Below are 21,182 nucleotides of genomic sequence, written 5' to 3'. Positions count from 1 at the left end.
TAACGAATGTAGGGATTATTTGCTGATTACCATAATTTCAACCCTTCTATTGGCTTCCTTTTCTGCTTCTGATTTTTCGGGTAGAGGATAAATAGGTTTTGAACTTCCAAAGCTTACATACGACAATCTTTCCTTATCAATACCGTTAAAAATTAGATACTTGTAAACCGCAATTGCTCTTAGCTTTGCTGTTTCGTAAGTATCTTTTGGCATACAGCAGATGTGTCCCTGAATCTCTATTTTTAAGGTTTTATTGGCCTCCATAATTCGTAATAAATCAACTAATATTGGGCGTGATTCGGGAACGACTACATCGCTCATATTATAGAAGTTTAGGTTTTCGAGTTTGTACTTCTCTCCAACTTTTGAATCTGTAATTTGTTTTGAAAGCTTGGATTCTGTGAGTGGTTTGGCTGTTTCTACTCTTTTTATTTGTTGATAATAAACGATTGCTTTCCTGTTTTCGCTTTGTACTTCGGATTGTTTGAAATTCTCTCCAAAGCCGATTATTTCAATGTCTTTGACATTTACTCCAGTACCTTTCAAATAGGACATCACTGTATTTGCTCTTCTTAAAGACAGCTCTTTATTGTATTCATCAGTATCAATAAAATCGCAATAGCCTTCTATTTTTGATACTTCGACAGAATCAATTGATTCCAGCCAATTAATTAATTTTTCAGTAGATTTTTCGTTTGGAATGTCTTTATTAAAATCAAAATATAATTCCAGTTTTTCTTGTGCTGATAAAAAATTTATACAAAGAAGCAATAGTAGGGTAAAGTAGTTTCGTTTCATTGGGTGATTTTTATACTAAACGATGTCTTTTAATAAATAGTATGTTTTTATATTTTAAATATTCCACCCCGCTCTTCTGGCACCCCTCCAAAGGAGGGGAAATAAATATATAAAAAAACACCTGCAAATAGAAACTTGCAGGTGTTTTTAGAATATTTAGAAGCTATTATCGTGTGAACAATAATTCTCTGTATTTAGTCAATGTCCAGGCTTCGTCGTCAACCAAAAGCTCTAGCTTGTCGCAGTGCTCTCTGATTACTTCGAAGTATGGCTTAACAGCATCACAATACGATTCTGCCATTTCTTGAGCATCTGTCAAGGCATTTGCAGTCTTTCGTGCTTCTGTCATAGCTTCAACGTTTGTATTGATTCCTTCGATATGACCCGAAATTTCTCTGATTAGAACGATTTGCTCTTTACCAATCTTTTCGAATTCTGAACCAAAGATTTCTTTCAAGCCTTTTACATTTTCAATCAACGTATTTTGATATTTGATAGCTGTTGGAATTACATGGTTTCTTGCAATATCACCTAAAACTCTTCCTTCGATTTGGATTTTCTTGGTGTATTCTTCCAACTCGATTTCGTAACGGGCTTCCACTTCAACGTGGTTCATGATTTTCAAATCGCTGAATAAATCCAACGCTTGTTTTGAAACTTTTGCTTTTAAAGCAGATGGAGTTGTCTTGAAATTACTCAAACCTCTTTTTGCCGCTTCTTGTTCCCAAGCATCGCTGTAACCATCGCCTTCGAAAAGGATATTTTTAGACGTCTTGATGTATTCTCTCAATACGTTGAAAATAGCTTCGTCTTTCTTTAAGTCTTTTTTCTCGATTAGAGTATCTACTTCTTTCTTGAAATCAATCAATTGTTTTGCAACGATGGCATTTAGCGTTGTCATTGCATTGGCACAGTTTGCAGAAGAACCAACGGCTCTGAACTCAAATTTATTTCCTGTAAAGGCAAAAGGAGAAGTCCTGTTTCGGTCTGTGTTATCCAAAAGAACGTCTGGAAGTTTCCCTACAACGTTCAATTTCAAATCGGTTTTTTCTTCTGGAGATAGTTTTCCTTTAGAAACACCTTCCAATTCAGCCAATACTTTTGTCAATTGCTCTCCGATGAAAACTGAGATGATTGCCGGTGGTGCTTCATTTGCTCCTAATCTATGGTCGTTACTTGCTGTTGCGATTGCAGCTCTTAGTAATGATTCATACGTATCAACTGCTTTGATGGTATTGATGAAAAACGTCAAAAACTGAAGGTTGCTCATTGGTGTTTTGCTCGGACTCAACAAGTTGATACCTGTATCTGTTGCCAATGACCAGTTGTTGTGCTTTCCTGAACCGTTTACACCTTTGAATGGTTTCTCGTGAAAAAGCACTTTGAAATCGTGACGCTCCCCTACTTTCTGCATTACATCCATCAATAATGAATTATGATCTACAGCAAGGTTTGTTTCTTCGAAGATTGGAGCCAACTCGAATTGATTTGGTGCTACTTCGTTGTGACGTGTTTTAACTGGAATACCCAATAGCATACATTCTTCTTCCAATTCTCTCATGTAGTTCAAGGCACGAGATGGAATTGATCCGAAATAGTGATCGTCCAATTGTTGTCCTTTTGCTGAAGTGTGCCCAAGAAGGGTTCTTCCTGTCATTTGGATATCTGGACGTGAATTTGCCAACGAGCTGTCGATTAGGAAGTATTCTTGTTCCCATCCTAAAGTGGCGGTTACTTTCTTTACATTCTTATCAAAGTATCTGCAAACTTCTGTTGCAGCTTGATCGATGGTGTGCAACGCTCTTAGCAAAGGTGTTTTATAATCTAATGCTTCTCCTGTGTATGAAATGAATACCGTTGGGATACATAATGTTGTTCCGAAGATGAAGGCTGGAGATGTTGGATCCCAGGCGGTGTAGCCACGTGCTTCAAATGTGTTTCTGATTCCTCCGTTTGGAAAACTTGACGCATCTGGTTCTTGTTGTACCAATTGAGCTCCACCAAATTTTTCTACTGGATCGCTTCCATCGTATGAAGTTTCGAAGAAAGCATCGTGCTTCTCTGCCGTTGTTCCTGTTAGGGGTTGAAACCAGTGGGTATAATGCGTTACACCTTTAGAAAGTGCCCATTCTTTCATACCCATTGCGATATAATCTGCTAATTTTCTGTCAATCTTAGTTCCGTGCTGTACGGCATCTTGAACTCCTTTGAAAGCATCTGAAGTCAAGAACTGCTTCATTGCTTTGTCATTAAAAACATTTGAACCGAAGATGTTTGACTTTCTATCGGCTTCTTCAAATTTAACTGGTTTTCTGCTTGATGCATCCTTTAATGCTTGAAAACGTAATGTTGACATAAAAATAAGTTTTAAAAGTTGTTGTACCCCTATTAATTTCGCACAAAGATATTACTTTTTTTAAATGAAAAACATTTTGCCCTATTTTTTTAGGGGTTAAATTATCAAAACAGCTATTTTTAGATTATCTAACCCTAAATAAATGGTTAAGTAATTATGAAATCATAAAAAAAACATGGTTAAGGGTGTCGGGGGCGGTGTGGTAACTCTGGGGGCTGAGGAAAAACTCTGGGGGACGGTGCGGAAGCTTTGGGGACGAGGGAAAACTCTGGGGGACGGTGCGGAAGCTTTGGGGGCTGAGGGAAAACTCTGGGGGACGGTGCGGAAGCTTCGGGGGCTGAGGGAAAACTCTGGGGGATGGTGCGGAAGCTTTGGGGGCTGAGGGAAAACTCTGGGGGACGGTGTGGAAGCTTTGGGGGACGAGGGAAAACTCTAGGGGACGGTGTGGAAGTGTTTGGGAGGTGTGTGTAGCATTGGAACACTTATACATACGTTAAAAATTGCATAAACCCTTTTCATGGGAAAATGTAAATGGGTAATTTTAGGAAAAAGAATTGCTAATTCAAAAAAAAGAAATTATGAGTAACAAAAAAGTAATTGTAGGGGTGGCAGCGGGAGTTGCATTGCTTACGGCGGCGGGAATTTTATTATACAACAGAAAAAAATCGAAGAAAGATCGCTTTATTGATGAGGCGGAACATCTTGCGGAAAACTTCAAAAGCAAGTTGAACAGCCTACAGAGAAAGGCTCAAAAGGAATTTAAAAACACTGCGAACACGGGTGAAGATCTGGCTAATGTTGCCGTGGAAAGGGTTAATCAATGGTTGGGAAAATAGATTTTTAGACAACTTGGATTTTTAGACTTCTTAGACTACTTAGACTTTTTAGATTAAAAGACAGAAGGATTATTTTATTCTTAATGTATTAATTATTTTGAAGATTTTAAACATTAAGGAGTTAAGTCTAAAACATTAAGATTTTAAGGTTTTTGAAAAACTAAAAAGCGGTTTCTTGAAAAAAGAACCGCTTTTTTTATTGGTTGTATTGGAATATAATTTAATGAAAGTGTATGTTACTTATGTCTAGCACTTTGATGTTGAAATGTTAAAACATGAATTGTATAATATTTTAGAAATATAGTATAAAGGTTCGAGGGGAATTTTAAAGAATTTTACTAAATCTGATAGTGACCCTAATTTATACTGTCAAATGATTATTAAACCTACTAAAATTGCACAAAATGGAAAACAATAACGTCTATAACCGAAATGTAAATTTGAAGTTTATGCCAATAGCTAATTCAAATAAAATCGCCAGTGATTTTTTTGCCGATAAGAAAAAAACATCAGATAATGTCTTGCCCGAAGTATTGGTGCTTACCACCTACCCTCCTCGTGAGTGCGGTATTGCCACTTATTCTGAAGATTTGATCAAGGCTTTGAGAAAGCAATTTGTGTATTCCTTTGATATCAAAATTTGTGCATTGGAGAGCAGTAAGGAAAAGCATACTTATGCGAATAAGGATGTGAAGTATATATTAGACACATCAGATGCATCCTCATATAAGGATTTGGCAGAAAAAATAAATAACGATACTAATATCAAAGTGGTTTTGTTGCAGCATGAATTTGGATTGTTTGCCGAAGGCGAAGCGGATTTCTTGAAATTTGTTTCGAATGTGAACAAGCCAATTGTATTTGTTTTCCATACTGTATTGCCACGACCAGATGAAGTTTTCAAGCAGAAAGTACAGCATTTGTTGGACCATGCTTCGGGAATTATCGTAATGACGGATGGTGCTTCGGAAATACTTACGCGTGATTATGTGGTGGACGGAGAAAAGATCAGTGTCATTGCACACGGGACGCACTTGGTGCCGCATTTGGATAAAAAAGCATTGCGAGAAAAATATGGCCTTCAGAATAAGAAAGTACTTTCGACTTTTGGACTGTTGAGCTCTGGAAAAAGTATTGAAACTACATTGGACGCGCTTCCAAACATCGTGAAAACATCGCCAGATGTGGTATTTTTGATTATTGGAAAAACGCATCCGACTGTGGCTTTGAATGAAGGCGAGCAGTATCGTGAATTTTTACAGCAAAAGATTATTGATTTGAATTTGCAAAAACATGTGAAATTCATCAACAAATATCTGCCTTTGGACGAACTTTTGGAATACCTGCAGATGACGGATGTTTATTTGTTTACTTCCAAAGATCCTAACCAAGCTGTAAGCGGGACTTTTGCCTACGCCTTAAGCTGTGGTTGTCCGGTGGTTTCTACCCCTATTCCGCATGCGAAGGAATTTTTGTCGGGCGATACGGGATTGCTTTTTGATTTTGGAAATTCGGAGCAACTGGCAGAATGCGTGAACCGTTTGTTATTTGATGTGCAGTTGAAACAGAACATCATCGCAAATGGCTTGCATAAAATTACGTGTACGGCTTGGGAGAACTCGGCTGTTGCACATGCACAGTTCTTGCAGAAAATTTCGGGCAACCAGATAGAACTACATTATAGAAATCCGGAAATCAACCTGGATCATATCAAGAAAATGACAACCGATTTTGGGATGTTGCAGTTTTCAATCTTGAATCAGCCGGATATTAATTCGGGTTATACTATTGATGACAATGCGCGTGCGATGATTGCGATGTGCCAGCATTATAAAATGACGCAGGATCCTGCTGATTTGAAATACATCAAGATTTATTTGGATTTTATTGCCTATTGCGAGCGTCCGAATATGCATTTCCTGAACTATGTAGATTTCAATAAGAACTTTACGGCGCAAAATGCAGAGGTGAATCTTGAAGACTCGACCGGAAGAGCGATTTGGGCATTGGGCTACTTGGTTTCGCTATCTTACATTATGCCTGAGGAGCTTACGCATAAAGCGGAAAGCATCCTCGAAAGATGTTTTGTTTGCTCGGAAGTGACATATTCTACGAGAGCAATGGCTTTTATCATCAAAGGATTGTATTACTATAATAGAACCGTAGATAACGAAGAAGCTGTTGCATTGACGACTACTTTGGCCAACCGATTGGTGCAGATGTACCGCCATGAATCTTCTCCTGGATGGGAATGGTATGAAAGTTACCTGACGTATGCGAATAGCGTATTGCCTGAAGCATTGCTTTGTGCGTACAGCATGACAGGAAATGAAGAATACAAGGAAATTGCCCGAACATCGATGGACTTCCTGATGAACAAAACGTTTACGGATAACAGCATCCAAGTAATCAGTAACAGAAGCTGGGAAATAAAAGGTGAGGATGTTGAACGTTATGGCGAACAACCAATTGATGTGGCCTATACGATTATCACCCTTAGAAAATTCCATGATATCTTCAAGGAAAAACAATATTTGGATAAGATGGAAATGGCGTTCAATTGGTTCCTAGGAAACAATCATTTGCAACAGGTGATTTACAATCCTTGTACGGGAGGTTGCTTTGACGGATTGGAAGAAAAAAATGTGAATTTGAACCAAGGAGCAGAATCGACCGTGAGCTATTTGATGGCACGCTTGATGAGCTATAAATATTTTGGAAACGAAAATCAAGTGTATCACAGAAGGAAAACCAAAGCTTTTGCCACACAGGAATTACATTAATATCAAGACACGGACCACATTAATTTGCACAAATACTTTATTCGGTTCGTGTCTTACCAAATTAAAAAAAGGGAAACGTAATGTTTCCCTTTTTTTGTTTGCCTATTATTTCTTAGTTCAAAACGTTAACGTTGCTGTCGTCTATTCCGTAAGCTTCAATAACTGCATTATAATCTTCAAAGTCCACCACGTTGGCTCCTCTTGAGAAATAACCTGGAACAATTACAATTCTGAATGTTTGGTTGTTTATAAATTGTGGGGTTGTAGCCAAGTTATAGGTTCCACCTGCATAGATTGTAAAATCAACTGCACTGAAATCATAATCATAATCTAATTCACCTTCGTCTAGGAATAATGTCCTTGGAATCAATTGCCAGATTGGAGTTGTTGGGTTGATTGTTCCCGACATTCTATAAATTAAGATAACATCAGAGTCTATAATGGCTGGGTTTAATTCACGGAAAATCGTGTATTCGTTGTTTTGATTCAATTGGAAATTTACGTTTTGAAGTTCAAAAACTTCACTTATTGTATCTCCGTCGCCCGGTCCTTCTGGACCTTGTGGTCCAACTGGTCCTTGATCGCCTTCACAACTTTGTAAAGTTGTCATTGCTACTACTGCTAAAAGTAAAAATATACGTTTCATAATTTTTAATGTTTAATGATTGATTTTATAAAAGTATCCCAAAAACCAAACCAAAAAAAGTATTTGTGATAATTTTAATGGTTTTCTTTATTGAGATAAAGTTGTAATAAGGTATTTAAATCCAGCAGATGCAATTGTTGCGGTGTGTTGATGATGGGTTTTAAACGGAAATATTCATTTGAAATATAATATTGCAAACCATTTTGAGTGGCTATTCCTTCGACTTGATGGTAAGGCAATGCGAGGTTTATTTTTCGTTTATTGCCCGAAAAAAAATCATTTTCCTTATAATCGTATAAAAGGTACACAAAAGGTTTAAGTTGCTTGCTGTAGCCACACAAAGCGATGAGTTTCTTGTCTTCGAGATAGGTTGCGCCGGTTATCAATCCGTTTGTATCGAGTTCTGATTTGAATTGGGCGGTATGGTTTCCGGGTTGCTTTGGTAGTGCATACAGAGCTGTCTTCTTGCTGGTCCATTGTTTGGTAAAAATATAGATACTGTCCTTGCCGACGATAAAAGCCTCGCAATCAAAATCGGTGGTGTTGGCCTTGGCTCGAATAAACTCGATTTGATTGGAATATTGGAATGCGATGGTATCTATCTGCGGGTCATTTGCCTTGAGTGAATTTTTTTCTATTCTTAAGATGTGTAAATCGTTCCGAATACCGCTCACATTGTTGCCAAAATTCCCCATATAAAAATAGGCACTGTCTTGCGAGAGTTCTTCCCAATCGTTGTTTTTGACACCTTTTAGAGGATAGCGATTGGTGATTTTTCCGAGGGTATCAAGTGCATAAATATGGGTATCGGTATCGTCGTTGTGACTCCACAATTGTTTGTCGTAGTACACTAATCCCGAGGTTTCGTTGAGGGTATCGGACAAGGTTATGGAAAAAACTGGGGTTATTTTTGTGTTTTCATATACACAACTTCCGTCGTTTAGTACTGCAGTTGGGTTATAATTTTTGGCCATAGCGTCTGTACAACCCGAGAGTTGTGCTTTTGCCGAAAGGCTTATGAAAATGAAAAGAAATAGACCTGCTTTTCTCATTGCTTACTTCACTGTTACCCCGTTTGTTTGGAATACTTTACTGAAAAAGAGGATGTGAAATGGAAGTGCATCTGCCCAATATTCCCAGGTGTGGGCTCCGGGACGTTCGGTGTAGTCGTGTGGAATCTTGGCATAGACCATACGGCGGTGCAATTCGCGATTGGGTTCTATGAGGAAATCATCTACACCACAATCGATGATGAGCGGGAGTTTGTTTTCCTTGATTTTATTGATCATCCCGATAACGGCGTGCGAATCATAGATTTCTTGCGAAGCGCCTTCGGGACCAAAAACAGGTTCCATCATTTTGTTGATCTTTTCCGGTGTGTCGCGGTTGCGGATGCCTCCCATATCGACGGCGCCACTCATACTCCCTGCCGCAGAAAAAAGTTCTGGATTTCTTGCGGAAAGATACAGTGCACCATGACCGCCCATTGAAAGTCCGGTGATGACACGGCCTGTCTTGTTGGCAACAGTGCGGTAAGTTTTGTCGATTTTTTGGACAACTTCCTTGGTGATATAAGTCTCAAACTGACTTCCCTTATTGACAGGGCTGTCGAGATAGAAGCTGAAGGTTTCGCCTTCTGGAGTGACGATGATGATGTTGTATTGGTCGGCGAGGTTTTGCAGTAATTTTTGTTGTGAGGTGTTTTTGAGCCAGTCTCTGAAATGTCCGTAGGCGCCGTGAAGAAGATAGACTACGGGATAATTCTTCTTGCTTTTTGCGTATGAATCTGGGAGAACGACAGCGGCCTTGTAGGTCTTGTCCATTGCAGTGCTGTAGATGTCGAGACTATCGACTTTAGCCGCATTTGAAGTGAAGTTGCTGGCAAAAAACGTAATGATGAGGAGTATTTTAAGCTTTCTCACGGATGATTTATTGAGTGTTTTGGTAAAGATAGGAATTTCGGCGAAAGATGGAAGATCGGAACTCTAAAACAATTTTGAATAACAATTTTTAAGAATCATTATATCTTGTTATGGTACAATACTAATAGATACATTTACCCCCTACTGCATTTGGATTAGATATAATCAAAGTTGTGTAGCCTAGTAAAAGCAATAAATTAAAGTTGTTAAGTCACAATTCTCTTCATAAGGTTCCTATCAATATGTCTTTATCACTTTTTATTTTTGATCGTATATTGGGGTACCACAACCATGAACTATCCATGGAGTATCTATGGAGTATCCATGAAGCATCCGTGAACCATGATCCACCCTGACCCGTCCTAAAATAACTATACATAAAAACGTGTATATGGAAAACCCAGAACAAGACACATGTGTGTTTGGTTCGTTTTACGATACTTCATCGATGGACGGTATCACGATGCAATATACAGGAAATGAAAAAGATTTTGTAAAAGTAGATTTGCTTCGAAATGATAATAAACTGACAACAGTTTACTTTGAGAAAAAATGGGTGGAATTTGAATAATCGTTTACCGTCTTTTTAATTTTATTATCTTCGTTTTGCTATAACAAACAGAAAATCAGTAATCTTAAAAATTGAAGCTATGGAAAACAAATACAAAACTTTAGTAGCCTTGTTTGGTGCTATATCCTTAATTAGCATTTTAGGTTTCTACGCTACTTATTTCCAATTTTTCCCTTTGTTTGAAGGCATTCCATTTTTTACACACATTCATTTTATCATATTTCTGAGTTGGTTTGCGATACTAATCTGGCAACCGATTTTAATACACCAACGCAACTATTCCTTGCACAGGAAAGTGGGACGGTTTTCTTATTTCCTTGCTCCCGTTATGGTGGTTTCAATATTGGTGATGGTAAAATTAAGCGTTGGGAAGAACCTCTCTATTTCGAGGGTACAGGCCGGAATGGCTATGGCTGGTGCACTTTTGGATGTTACTTCATTTTGTATTTTCTATGTTTACAGCATTGTAAACAAAAACCGAATCAGGAAGCACGTTGCCGGAATGATTGGCGCTTCACTTATTATCCTGAATCCTGGACTAGGCAGATTGATTGCTACCTTATTCAATCAAGAACTTGGTATTTTGGTGATGTCGTTGACGCCGTTCTTGGTGTCGCTGGTCATCCTGCTTTATGAGAAATTCCAACTCAAAAGACCAATGCTTAAAAGTCCGTATCTTTTGATTCCCTTGGTTTGGCTGGTGGAACTTGTTTTGTTTATCGTACTTCCGGGAACTGCTTTTTGGTCGGCCCTTATTGATACTATTGCAGAGGTATAATTGCTACACCAACTCCTTAAAGTACTGCAATAGAATCCTGTCGTTGTCCAAAGTTGGCGTAAAGACTTCCAAGATTGTTGGCTTTTGATTTTGCTCAAACAGATCAGTCAAAGCTTCTGAAAGCTTTTCTTCGTTGCTTGCAGAATAGTATTCAAAACCATACATCTTGGCGAGATGTTCTGCTGTGAAGCAATGTGATGTTTCGAAAAACTCATTGAATACAGGCGTTTCGGCATGACCGGGAAGAATCCTAAAGATACCTCCTCCTCCATTGTTGATGATGATGATTTTGAAATTGGCAGGAATGTATTTGTTCCAAAGCGCATTGCTGTCATATAAAAAACTGATATCGCCCGTGATGAAGGTGGTCTGCTTTTTATTGGCGAAAGCCGCCCCCACAGCAGTTGATGTGCTACCGTCAATTCCACTCGTTCCGCGGTTGCAACAGACTTCAATCGAAGGATCGATGTCGATTAATTGAGCATAGCGGATGGCTGAACTGTTGCTGATTTGCAGTTGGCTTTCTTTCGGCAAGGCCGAAATTACCCTATCAAAAACTATAAAATCGGAAAATGGAATCTTGGAAAGATAGGCATCGTGTTTCTCTTTTCGGAAGTTCTTAATGTCTTGACTTTTCTGAAAATAGTTGCTTTCTACTTTGCTTGTAGAAGGCAAAAAAGCCTTAAAAAATTGCTGTGGTGTTGTCGTAAAATGTTGCGACAAAGCACCAAACGTATCATAAGCCCTTAACGTATCGATGTGCCAATGGTGCTGTGGCTTGTATTTTCGGAGGAAAGCCTTTATCCTTTTTGAAACCACCATCCCGCCAAAGGTGATGAGGATTTCAGGTCGGAAATCTTCAAAATCTTCTAGTGTAAAAGGCGTAATGATCGTATCGATGTTGTTGATAAAGGTTGGATGATGCAAATTAGAAGTCGTTTCAGTCAACACTACAATTGATGGGTCTTCTACCAAATAATTGATGATGGCTTCATCGATTACGTTCGGATCGTTCACCCCTACGAGAATCATCTTTTTCGAAGCGGTGTTCCACGTTCCTGCGAAGGCACTCAAATCGCCAATTGGAGACGGTTGCGGTTCATCTGCGGAAGCGGCAGCTGTTACTGAAAGTGCTTCAACGGTTTCGTACAATGGCTCTTCAAAAGGCGCATTAATATGGACCGGACCTTTTTGTAACAAAGAGATATTGATGGCTTCGTTGATTTTTGCATCGTTTTCAGGAGAAGCATCTTCGTGGAGATTTGCATTATACAAAATATGGTTTGCAAAGACATTTTCCTGACGGATGGTTTGCCCGTCGCCGATGTCGATCTTGTCGTGCGGTCGATCGGCGGAAATGACCACCAACGGAATCTGGCTGTAAAAAGCTTCCGCAAGAGCCGGATAATAATTGAGCAGGGCCGAACCCGAAGTGCAGACAATGGCCACAGGCTTCTTGGTTTGCTGGGCAATCCCCAATGCAAAAAAGGCGGCGCAACGCTCGTCGGCAATACTGAAACACTTGAAATTTGGGTTGTTGACGAATCCTATGGTTAAAGGTGCATTCCTGGATCCGGGAGAAATGACAATATTGGTGAGTCCTTTTTGTTCGCAAATGGCAATGATGCTCTGCGCTAAAGGTATTTTCGGGTAAATCATCTTTTAAATTTCTGAACTACAAAGTTACAAAGTTAGAAAGGCTTTTTAACTAAGAATTAGAGATATATTAACCTATGAATTTCTATATTTGTTGCTGTTGACCCTTTAAATACAATCCAAAATGAGGTATTTTACATCTATATTCTTTCTGTTTCTGTTTTTCTCTTTTACTACTATAAACGCCCAAAATGGTATCCAATTCAGCGAAGAAAGTTTACCGATACTGCTTGAACGTTCAAAAAAAGAGAACAAGCCCATCTTCCTTATGATTTATGCAGAATGGTGTCCTCATTGCAACAAGATGAAAAAGGAAGTGTTTCCCAATACGGAAGTAGCCGATTTTATGAACAAGAATTTCATCTGTGCGTGGCAGGATATTGAAAAGGAAAATGGCGAAGCGATCAAGAAACGGTTTGATGTAAAATCGTACCCGACGTTTGTCTTTTTGGATAAAAACGAAACGCTTTTGTATAATCTTTCGGGCGAATATAAGCCTGAGACACTGATTCAAGAGGCAAAAAACGCCTTGAATCCTAAAATGCAGTTGCCGTATCTGGAAAAGCAATTTATGGAGGATCCAAGCAATGTGGATAAATGTTTAGCTTATATCCTGACTTTAGGAAAAGGGAAAGAGCGTAAGCAGATTTCGGCTCCGGCGCATAAATATTTGGCGACGCAAAGCGATAAGGATTTGGTGAGTGCCAATAACTGGAAAGTGATTGCAAATGCGGTGACGGATATTGAATCGAGGGAGTTTCAGTACGTCTTGAAAAACCAGCAGGCTTTTGCAAAAGTAGCCTCTCCCATACGAGTGGAGCGAAAAATAAACAGCGTGGTTTCAGAACTTTTAAAACCTTTTACAGAAAATCTGGATACGATTAATTACTTCAAACAACGAAAAATTGCCAAAAGCATCAACCTTCGCAACACCGATTCTTTGATTTTTAATTTTGATTTGACGCTGGCAGAAAGAGCTCAGAATTGGAATCTTTACAAAAAAATGACAGCAGAATCGGTAGAGCAATTCTTTTGGAATGATTCGAGGATGCTGAAGGAAATTGGACAGACCTATTTGAAAAACATTACCACAGTTCCCGATTTAAAAAATGCAATAAAATGGACGGGGCGTGCTTTGGAACTGGGAGAATCGTATGATGGCTATTTATTGATGGCGCAATTGAACCATAAAATAAAAGACAACAAGGAAGCGATTGTGTATGCAAAAAAAGCAAAGCAATTCTCTGAATCTATGGGTTGGAACCCGACGGATGCCAAGAAATTATTAACTGAACTTGGAGTAAAATAATATGGAAGCTATCATTCGTCCTGCGGTTATTGAAGATTTGCCTTCGATTTTAGAAATTGTCAATCACGCCATTTTGGACACTACAGCCATTTATGATTATGATGAAAGGACTTTAGCAGAGCAACAAATTTGGTTTGAAGAAAAACAAGCTTCAAATTTTCCTGTTATTGTAGCGGAATTTGAAAATGAAGTGATCGGTTTTGGGACTTACGGTGCTTTCAGGGTAAAGATTGGTTATCGGTTTACGGTAGAACATTCTGTTTATGTAAACGAGAAAGCCATTGGGAAAGGCATTGGAAAACTACTGCTTCAAAAGCTAATTGATTTGGCGAAAGAGCAAAATCATCATTCTATGATTGGCGTAATTGATGCCTCTAATTCAGCAAGTATTGCATTCCATAAAAAATTCGGCTTCCAAGAAGTAGGTATACTCAAGGAAGCCGGTTATAAATTTGACAAATGGCTGGATGTTTCTTTGATGCAACTTCCTTTAAGTGGTCAGTGATCAGTGCATGCTAAGCCTTAATCCAATCGATAATTTCTTTATCAGTTGGCAATGTTCTTGGCGAGATTACCTTTACTAGTTCACCTTTTTCATTCAGTAAATATTTTTGGAAATTCCACTCAACTTCTGAATCCTGAACACCATTTTTAGATTTTTGAGTCAGAAATTGGTAGATTGGCGCCATATCATTTCCTTTTACCGAAATCTTGTCCATCATTGGAAACGTTACCCCGTAATTTCTTTCGCAGAACGTGGCAATTTCCTCTTTTGTTCCTGGTTCCTGCTCCATAAAGTTATTTGCCGGAAAGCCAACAATCACAAAGTTTTTATCTTTATACTGATCGTAGATGGCTTGCAAATCCTTGTACTGAGGCGTCAATCCGCATTTTGAAGCGGTATTTACAACCATTACTTTTTTTCCTTTTAGGGAAGCGAAATCAAATTCGTTTCCTGACAAATCTGTTACTTTAAACTGGTGGATGTTTTGTGCCGACATAGTTTTGCTTTTTTCTTTGGCTGTTTTACTTTTCTTGTTTTGTGCGAAAGATTCGTGGCTTGCCACCAAACTTGCCATCACAAAAACGGCCATTATTATTTTTTTCATCTTATTTATTTTGGATAAAATTACGCAAAAACTCAATCGTCTGAGACAGTATTTAATTATAAATTGGGATTAAAGTTTTGTTAAACCAAAATTTTGAATAACTTTATAAACATATCCCTGGCAATCAATCCTTGTTTTGATCTGCTTTGCTAGCTATCAACCCTAAAAAACACCTATGACACAAGAAGAAATCTTGCCTTTAATTCTCAAGAAGGACGACAAGGCTTTTACAACGTTATACGATATGTACTCCAAAAATCTATACGGAATTATCTATAACCTGCTCCGCAATCACGAAGAATCGGAAGATGTTCTCCAAGAAGTTTTTGTGAAAATTTGGAAAAACATTGAAACCTATAACGAAAGTAAGGGACGCTTTTTTACGTGGATACTAAATATTGCACGTAATTCGGCAATAGACAGGCTTCGCTCAAAAGGCTTTAACAACAATCAGAAAAACTCTTCGGCTGATAATTTCGTACATCTGTTGGACGACAGTAACAAATTATCCAATATGATCGATACGATCGGAATTCAAGAATTTGTAAAAAAACTAAAGCCAAAATGCATCAAAATCATCAACCTTTTGTTCTTTAAAGGTTATACACAGCAGGAAGCTTCAGAGGAATTGGAGATTCCGTTGGGAACTGTCAAAACCCAAAACAGAAATTGCATTAATGATTTACGAAACTTTTTACAAGTATAAATGGAAGCGAGAGAATATATTGAATCTGGTATTTTAGAACTCTATGTTTTTGGTATTTTAAATGAATCCGAAACAGAAGAAGTGAACAATATGGTGGCAAAGCATCCTGAAATTAAGGAAGAAGTCCTGTCTATTGAAAAAGCGGTTATCAGTTTATCGTTTAGCATGTCGCCTTATTTATCGGCTGCAAATTATGACCGGATCCGTACACAATTGCTCGAAAAGCACAATGTTACAGAAGGCGTTGTTGAGATGAAGCCAAGAAGTAATGTTGCACTTTTTATCGGATGGGCTGCCGCAGTAGTATTGCTGATTGGTGTTGGTTATCAATATACCCAATTGGATCTGGCAAAAGAGCAGATTGTTACGACAGAATCTGAAAAGACGGCAATCGAGAAAGAATTGAATGCACTTGAAATCGACAAGCAAAAAACAGAAAGTGTTTTGGCAATTATCCGCGACGACAACAATACGGTTGTGACCTTGGGCGGACAAGCTGTTTCACCAGATTCCAAAGCAAAGGTGTATTGGAACCAAAACACACAATCGGTTTATGTCGATGCAAGAGGATTGCCGGAACCTCCTGAAGGCATGGTGTACCAGGTTTGGGCCTTGAAATTGAATCCGCTTACGCCAACAAGCATTGGTCTTTTGGATGATTTCAAATCGAATGATGCCCGATTGTTTAATGTAAGCAATACAGGTGAAGCTGAAGCATTCGGAATTACCTTGGAGCCAGCTGGCGGAAGCCCTACTCCTACTTTGGAGCAATTGTATACTCTAGGTAAAGTGTGAATTGAAAGATAAAAGGATGAAAAGATTGATGGTGTAAACTGTCATTCGGGGCAAAAATAAATCATAAAAAAGGCTCAACTTTTGTTGAGCCTTTTTGTATACTAAATATATCGAAACTTATTTCTTTAAATATTTTTTATGCTTGAAGTAAGCAAAACCAGACAATACGGTCAAGATTGCTAATGAATAGTAAAACTCAACCGGAGTTACTACTTTATCTCCACTCGCATACGAATGCAATCCTGAAAGATAGAAATTCACTCCAAAATAGGTCATCATAATGGAATAGAACGCCAAGATACTCATCAAATTAAACGCCCATTTTCCTCTGAAGAATGGTACAAAACGTGCGTGAATCACGAAAGCATATACCATGATACTGATCAAGGCCCAAGTTTCTTTTGGATCCCACCCCCAGTAACGGCCCCAGCTTTCATTGGCCCATTGTCCGCCAAGGAAGTTTCCAATGGTAAGCATGACCAAGCCAATTGTAAGCGCCATTTCGTTGATATAGGTAATCTCTTGGATATTCAAATTCATCTTGGCTTTGTTCTTTTCATTGGTAAACAACATCAAGATCAACGACACCACTCCCAAAACCATTGCAAGTGTAAACGGACCGTAGCTTCCAACAATTACCGCCACGTGGATCATCAACCAATACGAATTTAATACCGGTTGCAGGTTTGCTATCGCAGGATCCATCCAGCTCCAATGTGCAATCATTAAAATCATCGATGCTACGAAAGTTCCAGAAGCAACGGTAAGTTTAGATTTTCTATCGAAAGCCAATGTAAAGAACATTGTTGCCCAAGCCACATAAATCATCGATTCATAGGCATCACTCCAAGGCGCATGACCTGAAATGTACCAACGTGCAATCAGTCCGATTGTATGAAGTGCAAAGAAAATTCCAATCAATATATGGAAACCATTCAGTACCATACGGATTGCTTTTTTCTCATAAAATATATTGACGATTGTAAAGAGCAACATCAATAGACCTGCCATCATATACAAATAGTACAGCTTCTTGAAAATGTCGTATTTATTATAAAGAATCTCCGAAGAAACCTTATCGTCACTTGGTATAACCTTGCTTCCGTATTTCTTTTGGAAATTATGCATTCCGTCCAAAAAGAAGTCGGCTTTCTTGTAATCTTTGGTAACTCGTGCAGAATCCAAAGCCATAAAATACAACGGCAGGATTTGTTTCGTCATTACAGAATCCATTCCTTTAAAACCTGCGCTGTGCAATTCCATGTGCGAAACCCATTTGTTGTTTGCATCGTTCGGAATTGGGAAAATCTTCAAGATGCTTCCGCTCAAGGCAGAATTTAGAAGGTTTACTTTCCTATCGGTTTCAATAAAATCTTTCTGAAATTGATTTGGAACTGCTGTATTGTAAGCGTCATCCAAATAAGGTGATAATTTATAGTTTCCTTCATCATCGAAAAAACTTCTGAAGGCTATCAATTTCTGATCCTTATCAACACCCAATATCTGTCTGATACTGTCGTTCCCTTTTTTAATATAAATCAATGGAATTTCAAACCAAGCTCTAGAATATTGTGTCATCGACAGGAAAACCTGATCGGAATTCATATCCTTATATACATCACTCTTGCTTACTTTTCGCAATAATTCAGATGAAAAAGTATTCACCGGTTTCATCCTTCCCCCTGCATCCTGGATGACCAAACGTCCAAAATGATCAGCGTGTTCCTTGCTGATGACGCGCTCGTTGATGAACTTTTCTGCTACTTCTCTCGTCTCATCAGAATGACCTGCATGTTGGTCTTGAGCGTAACTTCCGAAGCTTAAAAACATTACGATTATCGTAATCAATTTTGCTTTCTTCTGTTTTACCTTTTCCAATTTCTTCTTAAGATCAGCGAAACGGGTATTTTTATCGAAAAGGATCGCCATCATTGCAATATAAAGCAAGAAGTATCCAATGTAAGTCGTCCAAGTTCCCCAGAAATCATGGTTGGCAGAAAGTACGGTTCCTTTTTCGTCCGGATCAAACGAAGCTTGGAAGAAACGGAATCCTTTGTAATCTAAAATGTTGTTCATAAAAATCCTTGCATCAAATTCTTCCTTGCCGTCAATAACCGTTACTTGGCTTTCATAAGCCGAATAACTCTTTTCTGTTCCAGGGTATTTCGAAGCGATAAAATCATTCAGCTTGATTTTAAACGGAGTTTCATAGACCTTGCTCCCGAAGAAAATGGTGAAATCTAATTTTCCTAATGTAAACGATTGTGGCGTTCCCATTTTTCCTTTAGAACCCAAAAGTGTCACGGATTTTTCTTCACCTTCGGTACTGATTTTTATCGTCAGAGCATCATCGGTAACCTTATCTTTAAAGTCGTTATTGGAAACATATCCAATCTTTCCTTTGATGGCCGGCTCTGGAAAAACAAACTGTGCGCCACCTAAATTATAAAGCGAACGCATCATCAATTGCTGTGTTGTATCTTTTGCAACACCACCTTTGAATTGGTCGGCCATTCGCATAAATTCTCCTTCAAAAGGTGCTTTTATGGTATAGGTTTCGCCTTGCGTATTGATGTTGATTGCTCCTTCTGTGTAATGATTCAAAGCAAATAGAACGTTGTGGATGTTCTGTACTTCGCCTTCTTTTAGGAAATGTTCGTGACGGCTTCCGCCTCCGGATTCTACCATTTTAAGGAATGTAATTCCGTTTGGATCTTCCTGTACTTGCTCTGTGGCACCCATTACGAAATTCTCGTATTTTATCTCATACGGCAACTGGTCGAACTTTCCTTTTATGGAGAAATCATTATTGGTTACGGGTGAAAACAAATACGGTTCTTCATGGGTTTTGCGCTTCATTTCGCCTTTGTATTCTCCATCGATGAAAACCGTCAGATAGGTTTTGTCCGAAAAAATCTGGTTGGCCACTTCGCCTTCCCTAATAGGCATCACTCCTTCGAAACTGATGTAACGCGTAATAAAAGCACCTGCAATAATTAGGATAAAAGACAAGTGAAGCAACAAGGTAGCCCATTTTTCTTTTTTGTGCAATTGATAGCGCTTGATGTTTCCGAAAAAATTTATCAGAAAGAATACCATAATCATCTCGAACCACCAAGTATTATAGACCCAGATTCTGGCCGTATCTGTATTGTAAGCATCTTCAATGAAGGTTCCGATTCCCATTGCTGTGGCAAAAACGATAAATAGAAGAGCCATTAAACGAGTGGAAAAGAGGATAGACCCTAGGAGAGAAAGTATTTTGTTATCCATTGGAGTGGAGTTTGTTTTTAGTCGGGCAAAAATACGCAAAAATGTTAGTACTCTTTTCATTCTCGCGAGAGAGTTATTCTTAAAAAAAGCATAAAATAATCCCTCTAAAATTTACCTGATTTACAAATAAATACATTTCCAACAGGATAAAATGAATTTAAATTAAAGGCAACTCAAAAATAATTCCCAATTTGAATTTATAAAACTAATCAAACTCTTATTTTTGCTGCTATGTCTAGAAAAAACACAAATAAGATTGTTTTCAATCATATAAAAGTCCTTGATGCAGGAGCGAAAGGCGTTTCGGTAGCGAAGGCTCCGGACGGAAAAGTGATATTCATTCCCAATGTAGTACCCGGAGATGTTGTTGATGTGCAAACCTTTAAAAAGCGTAAAGCTTACTATGAAGGGAAAGCCGTTCGTTTTCACGAATTTTCAGAGCACAGGGTTGAACCTGTTTGCCAGCACTTTGGTGTTTGTGGCGGTTGCAAATGGCAGAATATGAAGTATTCACAACAGCTTCTATACAAACACAATGAGGTTCGAAACCATTTGCAAAGAATTGGGAAGATTGAGCTTCCAGAGTTTGAAGACATCCTAGGTTCAAAAGAACAGTTCATGTACCGAAATAAGATGGAATTTGGTTTCTCCAATTCGCGTTGGCTAACCGAAAAAGAAATTGAAAGCACTGAAGATTTGGGGAACCGAAATGCTTTAGGTTTCCACATACCAAAAATGTGGGACAAGATTTTGGATATTACACAATGCCATCTGCAGCAAGATCCTTCGAATGCCATTCGAAATGAAATTCGTGATTTTGCAAATGAAAATGGCTTGGAGTTTTTCGATCCAAGAAACCACGAAGGATTATTGAGAACTTTAATGATTCGTACTGCTTCAACAGGAGAAATCATGGTTTTGGTTCAGTTTTTCAAAGAGGATAAAGAAAAAAGAGAGCTTTTGTTGAATTTCTTGACAGAGCGTTTTCCAGAAATTACTTCCTTGCAATATGTCATCAACGGAAAACCAAACGATACGATTTACGATCAAAATGTAATCTTATACAAAGGCCGTGATTATATCTTGGAAGAAATGGAAGGTTTGAAATTCAGCATCAATGCTAAATCTTTCTACCAAACCAATTCTGAACAAGCTTACGAATTATACAAAATCACAAGAGATTTTGCCGGTTTGACAGGCAATGAAGTTGTTTATGATTTGTATACAGGAACTGGAACCATTGCTCAATTTGTTTCAAGAAAAGCAAAAAAAGTGGTGGGTGTAGAAGCTGTTCCAGAAGCCATTGCTGATGCAAAGGAAAATGCGAAACGCAATGAAATTACCAACTGCGATTTCTTTGTAGGCGATATGAAAGTTGTTTTCAACGAAAGTTTTATTGCTCAAAATGGCAAGCCGGACGTTATCATTACCGATCCTCCTAGAGATGGAATGCACAAAGATGTAATTGAGCAGATTTTGAAAATTGCTCCAGAGAAAGTAGTCTATGTAAGTTGTAATTCTGCAACACAAGCCCGTGATTTGGCCTTGATGGACGAAAAATACAAAGTAACACGCGTTCGCCCGGTAGATATGTTTCCGCAAACGCATCACGTAGAAAATGTTGTACTTTTGGAGAGACGATAA

General features: G+C 38.5%; 17 protein-coding genes. 9 read left to right on the top strand and 8 right to left on the bottom strand.

All coding sequences use genetic code 11. From position 1 onward, the window contains the following. Window positions 1–15: 15 nt before the first annotated feature. Window positions 16–798, bottom strand: coding sequence for an OmpA family protein (locus ACI6PS_RS00265; protein WP_421010535.1), 783 nt, complete (start codon window positions 796–798; stop codon window positions 16–18). A gap of 166 nt (window positions 799–964) precedes the next feature. Then, entirely contained in the window at window positions 965–3,154 is a 2,190-nt protein-coding gene (locus ACI6PS_RS00260) for a glutamine synthetase III (RefSeq protein ID WP_421010534.1), read from the bottom strand. Between the two features lie 578 nt (window positions 3,155–3,732). On the opposite strand from ACI6PS_RS00260, the gene ACI6PS_RS00255 reads away from it, so the two are divergent. Both ACI6PS_RS00255 and ACI6PS_RS00250 read left to right on the top strand, forming a co-directional pair. Next, the gene (locus ACI6PS_RS00255; protein WP_421010533.1) at window positions 3,733–3,990 is read left to right on the top strand and encodes an LPXTG cell wall anchor domain-containing protein; all 258 of its coding nucleotides are present in this window, start codon (window positions 3,733–3,735) and stop codon (window positions 3,988–3,990) included. 404 nt (window positions 3,991–4,394) lie between these two features. Beyond that, window positions 4,395–6,773, top strand: coding sequence for a glycosyltransferase (locus ACI6PS_RS00250; RefSeq protein ID WP_421010532.1), 2,379 nt, complete (start codon window positions 4,395–4,397; stop codon window positions 6,771–6,773). 112 nt (window positions 6,774–6,885) lie between these two features. On the opposite strand, the gene ACI6PS_RS00245 is transcribed toward ACI6PS_RS00250, so the two are convergent. From ACI6PS_RS00245 to ACI6PS_RS00235, 3 genes are all read right to left on the bottom strand, one after another. Next, on the bottom strand, window positions 6,886–7,419 hold the full coding sequence (locus tag ACI6PS_RS00245) for a hypothetical protein (RefSeq protein WP_421010531.1): 534 nt from the start codon (window positions 7,417–7,419) through the stop codon (window positions 6,886–6,888). Between the two features lie 74 nt (window positions 7,420–7,493). Continuing rightward, on the bottom strand, window positions 7,494–8,471 hold the full coding sequence (locus ACI6PS_RS00240; RefSeq protein ID WP_421010530.1) for a T9SS C-terminal target domain-containing protein: 978 nt from the start codon (window positions 8,469–8,471) through the stop codon (window positions 7,494–7,496). Between the two features lie 3 nt (window positions 8,472–8,474). Further along, a complete protein-coding gene (locus ACI6PS_RS00235) occupies window positions 8,475–9,341 on the bottom strand; it encodes an alpha/beta hydrolase (RefSeq protein WP_421010529.1) in 867 nt (288 codons plus the stop codon). A gap of 391 nt (window positions 9,342–9,732) precedes the next feature. On the opposite strand from ACI6PS_RS00235, the gene ACI6PS_RS00230 reads away from it, so the two are divergent. After that, a complete protein-coding gene (locus ACI6PS_RS00230; protein WP_421010528.1) occupies window positions 9,733–9,912 on the top strand; it encodes a hypothetical protein in 180 nt (59 codons plus the stop codon). 79 nt (window positions 9,913–9,991) lie between these two features. Continuing rightward, window positions 9,992–10,690, top strand: coding sequence for a hypothetical protein (locus ACI6PS_RS00225; RefSeq protein WP_421010527.1), 699 nt, complete (start codon window positions 9,992–9,994; stop codon window positions 10,688–10,690). 3 nt (window positions 10,691–10,693) lie between these two features. Here ACI6PS_RS00225 and menD read toward each other — a convergent pair whose 3' ends face one another. Further along, the gene (gene menD, locus ACI6PS_RS00220; protein WP_421010526.1) at window positions 10,694–12,349 is read right to left on the bottom strand and encodes a 2-succinyl-5-enolpyruvyl-6-hydroxy-3-cyclohexene-1-carboxylic-acid synthase; all 1,656 of its coding nucleotides are present in this window, start codon (window positions 12,347–12,349) and stop codon (window positions 10,694–10,696) included. 121 nt (window positions 12,350–12,470) lie between these two features. Here menD and ACI6PS_RS00215 point away from each other — a divergent pair, with 121 nt between their 5' ends. Both ACI6PS_RS00215 and ACI6PS_RS00210 read left to right on the top strand, forming a co-directional pair. Then, on the top strand, window positions 12,471–13,655 hold the full coding sequence (locus tag ACI6PS_RS00215; protein WP_421010525.1) for a thioredoxin family protein: 1,185 nt from the start codon (window positions 12,471–12,473) through the stop codon (window positions 13,653–13,655). Between the two features lies 1 nt (window position 13,656). Next, the gene (locus tag ACI6PS_RS00210) at window positions 13,657–14,160 is read left to right on the top strand and encodes a GNAT family N-acetyltransferase (RefSeq protein ID WP_421010524.1); all 504 of its coding nucleotides are present in this window, start codon (window positions 13,657–13,659) and stop codon (window positions 14,158–14,160) included. A 10-nt stretch (window positions 14,161–14,170) separates the two neighbouring features. On the opposite strand, the gene ACI6PS_RS00205 is transcribed toward ACI6PS_RS00210, so the two are convergent. After that, on the bottom strand, window positions 14,171–14,764 hold the full coding sequence (locus ACI6PS_RS00205) for a glutathione peroxidase (RefSeq protein WP_421010523.1): 594 nt from the start codon (window positions 14,762–14,764) through the stop codon (window positions 14,171–14,173). A 175-nt stretch (window positions 14,765–14,939) separates the two neighbouring features. On the opposite strand from ACI6PS_RS00205, the gene ACI6PS_RS00200 reads away from it, so the two are divergent. Both ACI6PS_RS00200 and ACI6PS_RS00195 read left to right on the top strand, forming a co-directional pair. After that, a complete protein-coding gene (locus ACI6PS_RS00200; RefSeq protein WP_421010522.1) occupies window positions 14,940–15,470 on the top strand; it encodes an RNA polymerase sigma factor in 531 nt (176 codons plus the stop codon). Continuing rightward, entirely contained in the window at window positions 15,471–16,265 is a 795-nt protein-coding gene (locus ACI6PS_RS00195) for an anti-sigma factor (protein WP_421010521.1), read from the top strand. A 117-nt stretch (window positions 16,266–16,382) separates the two neighbouring features. On the opposite strand, the gene ccsA is transcribed toward ACI6PS_RS00195, so the two are convergent. Then, a complete protein-coding gene (gene ccsA / locus ACI6PS_RS00190; protein ID WP_421010520.1) occupies window positions 16,383–19,538 on the bottom strand; it encodes a cytochrome c biogenesis protein CcsA in 3,156 nt (1,051 codons plus the stop codon). Window positions 19,539–19,769: 231 nt separating this feature from the next. Here ccsA and rlmD point away from each other — a divergent pair, with 231 nt between their 5' ends. Continuing rightward, entirely contained in the window at window positions 19,770–21,182 is a 1,413-nt protein-coding gene (gene rlmD / locus ACI6PS_RS00185) for a 23S rRNA (uracil(1939)-C(5))-methyltransferase RlmD (protein ID WP_421010519.1), read from the top strand.

This window comes from Flavobacterium sp. PLA-1-15, assembly GCF_049060005.1.
Lineage (GTDB): Bacteria > Bacteroidota > Bacteroidia > Flavobacteriales > Flavobacteriaceae > Flavobacterium.
This window is presented reverse-complemented; position numbering and strand designations above follow the sequence as displayed.